At 62.4% G+C, this 12,512-nt stretch carries 13 protein-coding genes; 7 read left to right on the forward strand and 6 right to left on the reverse strand.

What is annotated here, in order from left to right; translation table 11 throughout:
* Positions 1-10: 10 nt before the first annotated feature.
* On the forward strand, positions 11-1,327 hold the full coding sequence (locus tag GJ699_RS17370; protein WP_154378475.1) for an amidohydrolase: 1,317 nt from the start codon (positions 11-13) through the stop codon (positions 1,325-1,327).
* 101 nt (positions 1,328-1,428) lie between these two features.
* On the opposite strand, the gene GJ699_RS17380 is transcribed toward GJ699_RS17370, so the two are convergent.
* Complete coding sequence (locus GJ699_RS17380; protein ID WP_154378479.1) at positions 1,429-1,650, reverse strand: CopG family transcriptional regulator; 222 nt, start codon at positions 1,648-1,650, stop codon at positions 1,429-1,431.
* Positions 1,651-1,834: 184 nt separating this feature from the next.
* Between GJ699_RS17380 and GJ699_RS17385 the strand changes: the two genes are divergently transcribed.
* Complete coding sequence (locus GJ699_RS17385) at positions 1,835-4,630, forward strand: valine--tRNA ligase (RefSeq protein ID WP_154378481.1); 2,796 nt, start codon at positions 1,835-1,837, stop codon at positions 4,628-4,630.
* A 130-nt stretch (positions 4,631-4,760) separates the two neighbouring features.
* The gene (locus GJ699_RS34615) at positions 4,761-5,480 is read left to right on the forward strand and encodes a PEP-CTERM sorting domain-containing protein (protein ID WP_229262136.1); all 720 of its coding nucleotides are present in this window, start codon (positions 4,761-4,763) and stop codon (positions 5,478-5,480) included.
* On the opposite strand, the gene GJ699_RS17395 is transcribed toward GJ699_RS34615, so the two are convergent.
* Positions 5,477-6,067 (reverse strand): ArsR/SmtB family transcription factor, encoded by a 591-nt coding sequence (locus tag GJ699_RS17395; RefSeq protein ID WP_154378483.1) that lies wholly within the window; start codon positions 6,065-6,067, stop codon positions 5,477-5,479. The two genes, GJ699_RS34615 and GJ699_RS17395, sit on opposite strands and share 4 nt — an antisense overlap.
* Before the next feature lie 62 nt (positions 6,068-6,129).
* On the opposite strand from GJ699_RS17395, the gene GJ699_RS17400 reads away from it, so the two are divergent.
* Positions 6,130-7,350 carry a S41 family peptidase gene (locus GJ699_RS17400; RefSeq protein ID WP_154378485.1) on the forward strand — a complete coding sequence of 407 codons (1,221 nt, stop codon included), beginning with the start codon at positions 6,130-6,132 and terminating at the stop codon, positions 7,348-7,350.
* Here GJ699_RS17400 and GJ699_RS17405 read toward each other — a convergent pair whose 3' ends face one another.
* Positions 7,351-8,310 carry a threo-3-hydroxy-L-aspartate ammonia-lyase gene (locus GJ699_RS17405; protein ID WP_154378487.1) on the reverse strand — a complete coding sequence of 320 codons (960 nt, stop codon included), beginning with the start codon at positions 8,308-8,310 and terminating at the stop codon, positions 7,351-7,353. It lies immediately after the preceding gene.
* Between the two features lie 18 nt (positions 8,311-8,328).
* Positions 8,329-8,955: a helix-turn-helix transcriptional regulator gene (locus GJ699_RS17410; RefSeq protein WP_154378493.1), complete on the reverse strand. Its 627-nt coding sequence runs from the start codon at positions 8,953-8,955 to the stop codon at positions 8,329-8,331.
* A gap of 122 nt (positions 8,956-9,077) precedes the next feature.
* On the opposite strand from GJ699_RS17410, the gene GJ699_RS17415 reads away from it, so the two are divergent.
* A complete protein-coding gene (locus GJ699_RS17415; protein WP_154378495.1) occupies positions 9,078-9,518 on the forward strand; it encodes a DUF2147 domain-containing protein in 441 nt (146 codons plus the stop codon).
* A 4-nt stretch (positions 9,519-9,522) separates the two neighbouring features.
* Here the strand turns inward: GJ699_RS17415 and GJ699_RS17420 are convergent, their stop codons facing one another.
* Entirely contained in the window at positions 9,523-10,290 is a 768-nt protein-coding gene (locus GJ699_RS17420) for a ThuA domain-containing protein (protein ID WP_154378498.1), read from the reverse strand.
* Between the two features lie 71 nt (positions 10,291-10,361).
* On the opposite strand from GJ699_RS17420, the gene GJ699_RS17425 reads away from it, so the two are divergent.
* Together GJ699_RS17425 and GJ699_RS17430 are read left to right on the forward strand one after the other, a co-directional pair.
* Positions 10,362-10,739 carry a YbaN family protein gene (locus tag GJ699_RS17425; RefSeq protein WP_154378500.1) on the forward strand — a complete coding sequence of 126 codons (378 nt, stop codon included), beginning with the start codon at positions 10,362-10,364 and terminating at the stop codon, positions 10,737-10,739.
* Between the two features lie 39 nt (positions 10,740-10,778).
* Positions 10,779-11,123, forward strand: coding sequence for a winged helix-turn-helix domain-containing protein (locus GJ699_RS17430; RefSeq protein ID WP_154378502.1), 345 nt, complete (start codon positions 10,779-10,781; stop codon positions 11,121-11,123).
* On the opposite strand, the gene GJ699_RS17435 is transcribed toward GJ699_RS17430, so the two are convergent.
* Entirely contained in the window at positions 11,107-12,432 is a 1,326-nt protein-coding gene (locus GJ699_RS17435) for a DUF2325 domain-containing protein (RefSeq protein ID WP_154378504.1), read from the reverse strand. The two genes, GJ699_RS17430 and GJ699_RS17435, sit on opposite strands and share 17 nt — an antisense overlap.
* Positions 12,433-12,512 lie beyond the last annotated feature (80 nt).

Here is a 12,512-nt window from a genome sequence, read left to right on the forward strand (position 1 = left end):
AAGGATACGCATGAAAAAATCTGTTTGTGGTGTTGCCCTGCTGGGCTTGCTACTGGGGTCCGCCCACGCGGACGATGTCAACAGTCTGGTCCAACTCTACAAACAGATCCATGCGCATCCCGAACTGCCGCACCAGGAGGAAAAAACTTCCGCCCTGGTGGCGGCGGAATTGCGCAAGGCGGGTTACAAGGTCACCGAGCGGGTTGGCGTTTATGAGGATGGCAGCCGCGCTTACGGCGTGGTGGCGGTGCTGGAAAACGGCCCCGGCCCGCGTCTGCTGATCCGCAGCGAACTGGATGCGCTGCCGGTCACCGAGGAAACCGGCGTCGACTACGCCAGCCATGTCCGCAGCAAGAACGCGGCGGGCCAGGAAGTGGGCGTGATGCACGCCTGCGGTCACGACATCCACGCCACCACGCTGGTCGGCACCGCGCGCGCGATGGCGGCCCGGCGCGACCAATGGCATGGCACGCTGATGTTTGTGGCCCAGCCATCTGAAGAAACCGCCGACGGCGCGCGCGCCATGCTGCGCGACCGCCTGTACGAACGCTTCGGCCGTCCCGATTTCGCCATCGCCCTGCATGACACTTCGGATCGCGCCGCCGGCACGGTCGGGGTGATGGGCGGCTTTTCGCAGGCGGGCGTGATTTCGATCGACGTCACGCTGCGCGGCATAGGTGCGCATGGCGCGGCGCCGCAGGATGCCAAAGATCCCATCGTCATGGCCGGCCAGTTCATCACCCAGGTGCAGACCATCGTCAGCCGGGTGCAGGATCCGCGCGATCCGGCGGTGATCAGCATCGGCTCCATCCACGGCGGCGCCAAGCGCAATGTGATTCCCTACGAGGTCAAACTGGAACTGACCGCGCGCGCCTTCAGCGACAAGGCGGTGAAAAACATCACCGAAGGCGTCAAGCGCATAGCCAACGGCGTCGCGCTGGCGGCCGGCGTGCCGGCGGACCGCATGCCCATTGTCACCGTGCTGGAAAGCGAGACGCTGCCATCCGCCTACAACGATCCGGCGCTGAGCACCCGCGTCAAAGCCGCGCTGGTGCAATCGCTGGGCGCGCCGCAAGTGGGCGAGGACGAACCGGTGATGTACAGCGAAGACTTCGGCCTGTTCGGCTTGCCGGGCCGCGCCATTCCGGTAGTGATGTTCAGCCTGGGCGTGGCCGATCCGGCCAAACTGGCAGCCGCTCAAGCCGAAGGCCGCGCACTGCCGGGACCGCACACCAGCCGCTTCGAACCGTTACCCGAGCCCAGCCTGCGCACCGGCGTCCAAGCCATGAGCGCCGTCGCCACCGCCCTGCTGCAACGCCAGCAGTAGCGAACGGACGACACGGGCCGCCGCCGCTGCATTTTTGGTTGCTAAAAAATCCCGGAGCCGGACCAGGTCTGACTGTGCTTTACTGGTCCAGCGAACCCGCACTAGCGAGGTTGCGGGCATGGATGGTTGGCTTCCAGGCTGTCAGCCCAGGCTTTGACATCGTCGTGCTCAACCAACCTGCCGGCATCAACGTCATCCAGCGCTTCCCGGGTCAACTGGTCTTTTTGCGCCGCTGCGCCATCATCCAGCAGCAGCTCCAGCAAATGCTGTTTTTCCTCAGCGCTGAGGAGTCTGATAGCAGCTTCAATCTCTGCAACTGTCATGGGCACGCCCTCCTTGATCGCATTGTAACGCCGCTCGGAAACGCCAGAGTGTGACGGAAACCAAACTTCCAGCCGTCAAAATTATCATATAAGTAACTTAAAACCGAATTTCAGCCCCCAGTCGGCTCAGTGCCGCGCTGCGTCATTTATAATGGTCGTTTCGCAAAATTAAAATCTGCCAATCATGGAATTAGCCAAGTCTTTCGAGCCTGCCGACATTGAACAGTTCTGGCGCAACGAGTGGGAATCGCGCGGTTACTACACCGCCACCCTCGACGCCGGCAAACCTTCTTTCAGCATCCAGCTGCCGCCGCCGAACGTCACCGGCACCCTGCACATGGGCCATGCATTCAATCAGACCATCATGGATGGCCTGACCCGCTACCACCGCATGCTGGGCCATAACACCGCCTGGATCCCCGGCACCGACCACGCCGGCATCGCCACCCAGATCGTGGTGGAACGCCAGCTGGACGCGCAGAAAGTCTCGCGCCATGACCTCGGCCGCGAAAAATTCATCGAAAAAGTCTGGGAGTGGAAAGAGAAATCCGGCTCCACCATCACCGGCCAGATGCGCCGTCTGGGCGCCTCGCCGGACTGGAAGCGCGAATACTTCACCATGGACGCCGAGCGCTCCAAATCGGTGACCGAAGTGTTCGTGCGCCTGCACGAGCAAGGCCTGATCTACCGCGGCAAGCGCCTGGTCAACTGGGACCCGGTGCTGGGCACCGCCGTCTCCGATCTGGAAGTGGTGTCGGAAGAGGAAGATGGCTCGATGTGGTACATCCAGTACCCGCTGGCCGATGGTAGCGGTCACCTGACCGTGGCCACCACCCGTCCGGAAACCATGCTGGGCGACGTCGCCGTCGCGGTGGACCCGACCGATGAACGCTATCAGGCACTGGTCGGCAAGATGCTGAAGCTGCCGCTGGTCGGCCGCGAAATCCCGATCATCGCCGACGAATACGTCGACAAAGCCTTCGGCACCGGCTGCGTGAAGATCACCCCTGCGCACGACTTCAACGACTACGCCGTCGGCCAGCGTCACAAGCTGGACATGCCGTCGATCCTGACCCTGGAAGCCAAGATCGTCGACGACGCACCGGAAGCCTATCGCGGCCTGGACCGTTTTGAAGCGCGTAAAAAAATCGTCGCCGACCTGGAAGCGCTGGGTCTGCTGGAACAAGTCAAACCGCACAAGCTGATGGTGCCGCGCGGCGACCGCACCGGCGTCGTCATCGAACCGATGCTGACCGACCAATGGTTCGTCGCCATGAGCAAGCCGGCGCCGGAAGGCACCTACTTCCCGGGCAAATCGATCGCGGAAACCGCGCTGGAAAAAGTCGCCAACGGCGAAATCAAATTCGTGCCGGAGAACTGGACCACCACCTACAACCAGTGGCTGAACAACATCCAGGACTGGTGCATCTCGCGTCAACTGTGGTGGGGCCATCAGATCCCCGCCTGGTACGACGACGCCGGCAACATCTTCGTCGCCCGCACCGAGGAAGAGGCCAAGGCGCAAGCCGCCGCCAAAGGCATCACCGCGCCGCTGCGCCGTGACAACGACGTGCTGGACACCTGGTTCTCGTCCGCGCTGGTACCGTTCTCGACCCTGGGCTGGCCGGAAGAAACCCCGGACATCAAAGCCTTCCTGCCATCGTCGGTGCTGGTGACCGGCTTCGACATCATCTTCTTCTGGGTGGCGCGGATGGTCATGATGACCGCGCACTTCACCGGCAAAGTGCCGTTCAACACCGTGTACGTGCACGGCCTGGTGCGCGACTCGCAGGGCCAGAAGATGTCCAAGTCCAAGGGCAACACGCTGGACCCGATCGACCTGATCGACGGCATCGGCATCGATGCGCTGGTGGAAAAACGCACCACCGGCCTGATGAACCCGAAAGCGGCCGAGAAGATCGCCAAGGCCACCCGCAAGGAATTCCCGGAAGGTATCGCCGCCTACGGCACCGACGCCGTGCGCTTCACCATGGCCTCGTACGCCTCGCTGGGCCGCAACATCAACTTCGACCTGGGCCGTTGCGAAGGCTACCGCAACTTCTGCAACAAGATGTGGAACGCCACCCGCTTCGTCATGATGAACACCGAAGGCAAGGACTGCTCGGCTTCCGAAGCCGACCTGTCGAACGCCGACAAGTGGATCATCTCGCTGCTGCAAAAGGCCGAGCTGGACGTGGCCAAAGGCTTCGAGGACTACCGCTTCGACAACATCGCCTCCACCATCTACAAGTTCGTGTGGGACGAGTACTGCGACTGGTATCTGGAAGTGGCCAAAGTGCAGGTGCAGAGCGGCACTGAAGGCCAGCAACGCGCCACCCGTCACACCCTGCTGCGCGTGCTGGAAGTGGTGCTGCGCCTGGCGCATCCGGTGATCCCGTTCGTGACCGAAGCACTGTGGCAAGCGGTTGCGCCGCTGGCCGGCAAAACCGGTGATTCGATCATGCTGCAACCATACCCGATCGCCAACACCGCCAACATCGACGAAGCAGCCGAAGCCTGGATGCAACAGCTGAAAGCGCTGACCGATGCTACCCGCAACCTGCGTGGCGAAATGCAGCTGGCGCCATCGCTGCGCGTGCCGCTGATCGTCGAACCGGGCAGCGCCGCCGACAAAACCGCGATGGAAGGTTTCGCGCCGTACGTGCAATCGCTGGCCAAGCTAGCCGAAGTGCAGATCGTCGACGCCCTGCCGGATTCGCCGGCAGCGGTAGCGATCGTCGGCACCACCAAGCTGATGCTGAAAGTGGAAATCGACGTGAAGGCAGAGCGCGAGCGCTTGAGCAAAGAAATCACCCGCCTGGAAGGCGAGATTGCCAAAGCCAGCGGCAAGCTGTCGAACGAAAGCTTCGTCGCCCGCGCCCCGGCCGAGGTGGTCGCGCAAGAGAAAGAACGCGTCGCCAACTTCACCGCCACGCTGAGCAAGATGCGCGAACAAATCGCCAAGCTGCCAGCCGCCTGAGATCGCGCTTGAACGATAAAAGCCGCCCGCCGCAAGCCGGGCGGCTTTTTTATTGCCGCGATCAATTATTTTGTTGTTATTTTTATGATAACGCGATCTACTTGTCATTCCAACAATGACGAGGGATCGGATGATGAAGAAAATTGCCGCTCTAATAGCCGCGCTGTCGCTGGCCTGCTCGGCGCAGGCCGAGGTGCTGACGTTTTCCTACACCGCCAAAATCGACCACATATTGTGGTCTGTCGGCGGCAGTACTCTCCAGCCCTCCACTGCCACGGTCCGCGACCGGACTGTCAGCAACGGCGATGTCGTGACAGGCTATTTCAGCATCGACACCAGCACCGCATTGGTTGGGGAACACACTTTCCCAAACCTGCTATTGCAAGTCTATCTGGATTCCAGCAGCGCCAATGCAGTGACATCCAAGATAGGCAGCGCGGGGCCGGTGACCGACAGCACCTCGCTTCGGACGCTGCAGATTTCAGTGATCCACGCCTCCACTGGCGGTCTTGACGGCCTGGGGGTGAATAGCTATGAATACCAAGCGGGGAATTACTTCGAGGAGGCGAGCATTATTTTCGAGGCGCCTTCCACCGGCCCCGGTAGCGGCATCGATACCTCTCTGATCGCACTCAATCAGAACTCGCGCTACGAGTACTCCTTCGTCGACTACACCGCCAGTAGCTTCACCGCAATGAGCGCCACCGCGCATCTCACCTCGCTGACGTTCCTCAGCTCGGTGCCATCGGCGGCGGTACCGGAAGCGGACACGTACGCCATGCTGCTGGCCGGCCTCGGCGTGCTGGGCTGGGCCAGCCGCCGCCAACGACGGAGCCGAGAAGTTTCTTAGGCATCGCCGCGTCGCTTGGTCTGCGCAATGTGCGGCGCCAGCACAAAGGTGCAGCTGATCAACTGATCCCGCTCCTCGCTGCGGGCATGACTCATCAGCTCGCACAGGCGCTCCAGTAGCTGATTGGCCTCCTTCACTTCATCTGGACTCAGCCAGGCCTTGTTGCGGGCGGCCCAGAGCTGCCGCTCCGCACCTTCCAGCACCACACCCTCGGCCTCCAGCGCATCGCCAAAATCCTTTTCCGCCACTTGCAGCAAACCATGCGCAAACTTGCGCAGCGCGGCCTGATGACGCGCGCCGGTTTTGTACGCGAGCCGCAACGGTAGCGAGACGTCACCGGCCAGACGGTAACGACGCTCGTCGCCATCGCCCTCCATCTCGACAATAAGTCCGGACTTGCCCAGCAATTTCAGGTGGTAGTACAGGCCATCCGCATGCCGGCCCAGCTCGGTCGCCAGCTCAGCCACACTGGCCTCGCCGCCCAACGCCGCCAGCGTATCGACAATTTCCTGACGCACGGGCGAAGCCAGCAGTGTGATCAGATCCGGATCGTCTATCGCGCGGTGATTGATTGCGGTCTTTTTCATGGTCTTTGCACACGTTGAAAAATACATATATTATTTCAACAAACAACTTACCGCAAGCGCCGATGAAAACCCGATCGCTGATACTGATTTTGTCCCTGCTGTGCAACCTCGCACAGGCCCAGACGCCGCTACAGCAGGATGCGGATTTCATCCGCCAGACCATCCGCGAGCAACACCCCAACCTCGGCTTCTCGGCCGATGCCGCTGCTGTGGAGCGGGCGCTGACGACCATTGCCGCTGACGCGCCCGCCTCGCTCAGCCGCGACGAGAGCTGGCAACGCCTGGCCGTCCTGAATGGCTTGTTTGCCGACGCCCATCTATTCATCGGCTCTCCCGACTGGCGCGCCGACACGGCGGCGCACCTGAAGAGCGGCGGCGGCCTGTTCCCGTTTGAAGTCGAGATCGATGGTGATGGCCAGCTCGTGATCCGCGCGGCACTAGGCGACGCCACCACCGAGTTGGCTGGTGCGCGCATCGTCGCCATCAACGGCGTGGCGGCCGGCGCGGCATGCGCGCAACTGCTGCTGCGCACGCACGGCGACACGCCGCGGTTCCGCAGCCATCTGCTGGCACAGCGATGGTGGCTCTATCACTGGAAGATGTATGGCGCCGCGTCGCGCTATCAGCTGGATCTGGCTCGCGAGGATCGCGCGTGGCAAGTGACAGTTGCGGCCAGCACACAAACGCCGGCGATTCTGCTGGCCGAGCGCGATCCCTTCGGATTCGAGCTGAGGCCGGACGGCAGCGCGCTGCTGAAAGTGGACAGCTTCGACCACGAGTTCAAGGAACGCTTCATGGCGCTGACACACGCGGCGTTCACGCAAATGAACGAGCGACACATCAGCACGCTATTCATCGACATCAGTAGCAACGGCGGCGGCGATGACGACCTGTGGCTGGACGGTCTGATGCCCTACCTCGCCACCCGACCTTACCGTACCGGCTCGACCTACACTAAAAAAACCGCAGGCAGCCCGGCCATCGATGGCGAGATCCAGACCTGGCGCCCAGCGCAGCCCGACAATCCCTTACGCTTCAGCGGCAAAGTCGTGGTCGTCATCGGTCCGGCGACATATTCATCGGCGGTGTTGTTCGCCAACGTGATGCAAGACTTCGGCTTCGGCACGCTGGCTGGCGAAGGCAAGGCCGCGCGGCGCGCACAATCGGGTGGCATCCGCAAATTCATCCTGCCGCAGAGCGGACTGGCGCTATGGGTACCACGCTTTGTGCTCGATCCGCCAAACGGCGAAACGCGACGTGACACTTTGCTGGCGCCACGCTGACTACTGGGCCAGCAGTTCAGCGTAGCGGGCGATGTCGACGTTGCCGCCGCTGATGATGATGCCGACACGCTTGCCCTGCAGTTGCTCCTTCATGCCGCGCGCGGCGGCGTAGCCGAGGCAGCCGGTCGGTTCGACCACCATTTTCATGCGCTCGGCGAAGAAGCGCATCGCGGCGCGCAGTTCGTCGTCGCTGGCGGTCAGGATGTCGTCCACGTCGCGCTGGATGATCGGGAAGGTCAGGTTGCCCAGGTGCTGGGTCTGGGCGCCGTCGGCAATGGTCTTCGGCGTGTCGATGTGGACGATGCTGCCGCTGCGGAACGATTGCTGGCCATCGTTGCCGGCTTCCGGCTCCACGCCGTACAGCTTGCTGGTCGGCGACAAGGCGCGCGTGGCCAGCGCGGTGCCGCTCAGCAGGCCGCCGCCACCCAATGGCGCGAACACATAGTCCAGCCGCCCCACTTCTTCAAACAATTCCTTGGCCGCCGTGCCCTGCCCCGCGATCACGTCGGCATGGTCGTAGGGCGGGATCAACGTCAGGCCATGTTTGGCGGCCAGGTCGCGGCCAATCTGCTCGCGGTCTTCCTTGTAGCGGTCGTAGATCACCACCTGCGCGCCATAGCCGCGCGTGGCGGCGACTTTGGCGGCCGGCGCGTCATGCGGCATGACGATGGTGGCAGGTATGCCCAGCAGCTTGGCCGACAAGGCGATCGCCTGCGCGTGATTGCCCGACGAGAAAGCCACCACGCCAGCCTTGCGCTGCTCGGGCGTGAACTTGGCCAGCGAGTTGTAGCCGCCACGGAATTTGAACGCGCCCATGCGCTGGTAGTTTTCGCACTTGAAGAATACTTCGGCGCCCAGTTCGGCGTTGGCGGTGGATGAGGTCAGCACCGGCGTGCGGTGCGCGACGCCGGCAATCCGTTCGGAGGCGGCAACCACGTCTTGAAAAGTAGGCAGTGTCATAGGGTTTCCTGTAGTGAATTAGCGCGCGTCGTTGTAGACGGTGGCGCGGGATACGTTGAGGTAGGCGGCGACGATGTCCATGGCCCGGCGCACGTCGCTCAGGCCGGCTTCTTTCAGCTCGCGCATCAGCGCCTTGCGCTCGTCGGCCTTCAGCGCGCGCGGCGTGGTGCCCAGCCGCGCGGCAAACTGGTCGATGCGCAGGCGGATGGCGTCGGCGCCGGCCGGCGCCATGGTTTCGCTGACGGCAGCGGCGGTGTCGACGCTGCCGAACTGGCTCAGCATGGTGTTCAGGCTGCGGAACACGGTCAGGTCGACGTTCAGGCACAGCGCGGCCACATACTGACCCTGGCTATCCTTGATGCCGACCGAGGTGCTCTTGGCCAGCCGCCCATCGGGAAAGGTGTTGGGATAGTTGGCGATCACCTGTTCATACGCCGGATCGGCCGCCCGCGCCAGCCCCAGCTCGGTCGCGGGGTCGCCCACGGCGCGACCGGACAGGTTGTTGTGGATGGCCAGGATGGCGTGCTCCGGCTCGCTCAGGTCGTGCAGCACCACTTCGCAGAACGGCGCCAGCGTCTTGCCCAGCCCTTCCGCTACCTGTTGCATCTGCACCAAGAGATTCTGATGTTCGGCTGATTTTTTCATCCGAACATATTATCTTATTTTAGACGATTCGTGTAATTTCGGGATTTTGGACGGCGCCCTCTAATTTCGCGGCGGCGCCGGTTCGTATAATCAGCGGACAACGACAACCTGGAGACACAAGCATGAAATTCCTCGCCTTCATCGCCGCCGCCGCGCTGACCATTTCGCCGGCGTTTGCCGACAGCAGCTCGCCAGCCGGCCTGTGGAAAAACATCGATGACGAGACCGGCAAGCCGAAAGCGCTGATCCGCATCACCGAAACCAACGGCGTGCTGACCGGCCAGATCGAAAAGCTGTTCCGCGACGCCAACGAAGAACAAAATCCGAAGTGCGACAAGTGCGACGACGCACGTAAAAACCAGCCCATCGTCGGCATGACCATTCTGTCCAACCTGAAGAAGGATGGCGATGAATACGCCGGCGGCGAGATCCTCGATCCGAACAACGGCAAGGTCTACAAGAGCAAGCTGCACCTGACCGACGGCGGCAAGAAGCTCAGCGTGCGCGGCTACATCGGCGTGCCGATGCTGGGCCGCTCCCAGACCTGGGTGCGTCAGGACTAAGCGTTTATTGCTTGATCCCTTTGCCGGTGGCAGTCCACCAGATGCCACCCATCAAATGCGCCAGGTATTGCGGATCTTTGTACATATTGCCGTCATGCCCCAGCGCGGTCACAAACACGCGGCTCTTGTCGACGTAGTGATACCAGCTGACCGGATGCTCCTTGCCCATGCCGTGTGACACCTGCCCCGGCCAGATTTTGGTCGGGTCATAGCTGCTCTCGTCCACGTTCAGCACCGGGTTGATCTTGATCTGGTACGGATTGTCGAACACATACCATTCATCGCTCCAGATCCAGTGATCCGGCAGGCCGAAGGCGGCGGGGAATTTTTTATCGACCACATCGGCCACGCCGGTCTGCAGCATCGGATGGGTGCCAACATGGCGGCCGATCAGCTTCTCGAACCATGGCCAGGTCTTCTCCGGAATAATCAGCGAACGGTGCACCAGCATGGCGTTGCCGCCGTTCTTCATGTACTCCTCGAATTTGCGACGGCGCGCTTCGTTCAACTCTTCCGGCGGCGTGTTGAGGAACATCACCGCCGCGTACTGGCTCAGGTCGCCATCGAAGACTTCCGGCTTGTTGGTGTAGGTCATCTCAAACGCATGCAGCTTGCCCAGCTTTTCCAGGCTGTCGCGCGCGACCGGGATGTATTCATAGTGGTACTTGCTCGGCATCGCCAGCACCAGGATTTTGTACTGCGTATCGGCCCAGGCCGCTGGCGCCAGCGTGGCGGCGGCAGCGGCAATTGCGGCCAGCACAGTCTTCTTCATCGTCTCCTCCAGAATAAAGTTAGCGCTAACATTTTGGCATAGTCTACCCCAAGGTGATACGATTTGGCCAAATGAAAATAATTCTCAACACCGTAGGCATTCTGGCCGTGATCCTGGGCGTGCTCGGCATCTTCCTGCCGCTGCTGCCGACCACGCCGTTCCTGTTGCTGGCTTCGGCCTGCTTCGCGCGCGCCTCGCCACGCATGCACAACTGGCTGCGCACCAATCCCGTATTCGGCAAATACCTGCGCGATTATGAAAACGGCGCCGGCATCCCCTTGCGCGGCAAGGTGTGGGTATTGATCTTCATGTGGGGCTCGATGAGCTATTCGATCTGGCGCACCGACCTGCTATGGGTGCGCCTGCTGATCGTCTGCATCGGCACTTGCGTGACCATCTACCTGACCCGTTTCGTGCCAACCATGCGCGTGCAGAAAAGCGATCGCTAGACCGGCGCTATAATATTTTTTTCATCGAAAGAACTGCGGATGGCAGCGAAGATCGCGTTGAAACTGCGCCTGTGGCGCGACGATGAAGTGGCCATGGGACCGGGCAAGGCCGACCTGCTGGAAGCCATCGGCCAGACTGGCTCGATCAGCGCGGCGGCGCGGGCGATGGACATGTCCTACCGTCGCGCCTGGTTGCTGGTGGATGTGATGAACCGCAGTTTCCGCGAACCGCTGGTGCAAAGCGCGGTGGGCGGCACGCGCGGTGGCGGCGCTCAGCTAACCGAGGCCGGCGAGCGCGTCCTGAAACAATTCCGCGCGATGGAAGCGGCCGCCGTCAGCGCCGCCGAACGCAAGCTGGCGCCGCTGCTCAAGGAACTGGCGTAGCGGAAGACGCCGCCAATCCGGCCGGTGCTTCGTCGTACAAGCGCTGCATCAGTTCGACAAAGCTGGCGACACTGGCGCTGCGGATCGGATGGCAGGGAATGCCATGACGGGCGCAGGTCTGCTTGGCCACTTGCATGGCGTTGTGGCTGATGAAATCAACCGGGAACACCACCAGCTGCGCGCGCGGCAGCATCGCCGCCAGCAATCCGCGCCTGTCCTCCACACCGCCATCGTGCACCAGCAACTCACCGCCAGCGGCTGCCACCAGCTTGGCGAGCACCGCCGTCGCGCCGGGCCGTCCGCCCACGTACAACACATTCAGGCCATGCAACTGCGGCAGCGCGCTTTGGCCGTCGTCGCCGTCCAGCGTTTGCTGTAGCACCTGCTCCAGCGCGTGCAGCTCGGCACGCGCCGCGCCGGCCGCCTCGTTGGCTTGTTGCAGGGCCGAGTGCAGCACCACATTGCGTTCCTCCCTGGCCTGCAGCTTCTGCTCGGTGTCATTGCGGCGCCCGGTATGCAGCGCCAGCTTTTGCTCGCGGTCGGCCAGCGCGGCGCGCAGCTGCGTCACCTCGGCCGATAAATCGTGGCTGGGTCGCGCGGCCTGGCGTGTCAGTTCGGCCTGTAGCGTTGCCACCTGCTGCACCGCCTCCGCGTGCCGCGCGGCCATGTCGTGCAGGCGAACTTGCTGACTGGCGCTCTGTTCTTTCAAACGTTCGCACTCGTCTTCCAGCGCGGTCAGACGGCGGATGTCAGCGCGGTTCGAGGCGCCCACCAGATGCGACAGCATGTGCACATCGCCAAACGCCAGCGTGCGCACATCAAAGGTACTGGCGGGATGCGTCATCAGCGCCCAGTAAGCACCCGGCACGTCGCCGTTCGACATGGCTTCCTGCCACAACCGCTTCAGATCCTTCTCATCGCGCGCGGCGCGGAATTTGGTGATGGCCAGCGCATGGCGCGCATCCAGCGCTTTGTTGAGCTCCTTGGCGACCACGCTGCCGCCGGTGGTCAGCTCCACCGCCGTATGGTGAATCTGCAAATCGGTCGCCAGTTTGCGATCGAGTTGCGGCGCATGGCGTGGAATCAGCTTGCGCAGCTCGGCCGTGCTCAGGCAGGTGCCGATAATGGAGCAGTGCAGGTTGGGATCGAGATCCGCCAGCTTGCCGCGCCGTGCGGGCGCGGGCGTGGCCACTGCGGATACCGCCGGCGCACAGCAGATGTCCCACTGCGGCGGCGGCACCAGCCGCGCGCCCAGCACTGGTGCTTGCTCGTGTTGAGGTGTGGAGACGGGGGCAAACAGCTGAGGCATGGGCCATCCTTGTGCGATACGCTATGTTTTTAGAAATATAGCGCATCGCAACATAATCCGCCACAACGCAATATAATTTA

The sequence above is a fragment of the Duganella guangzhouensis genome (assembly GCF_009674535.1).
Classification (GTDB): Bacteria; Pseudomonadota; Gammaproteobacteria; order Burkholderiales; family Burkholderiaceae_D; genus Rugamonas; species Rugamonas guangzhouensis.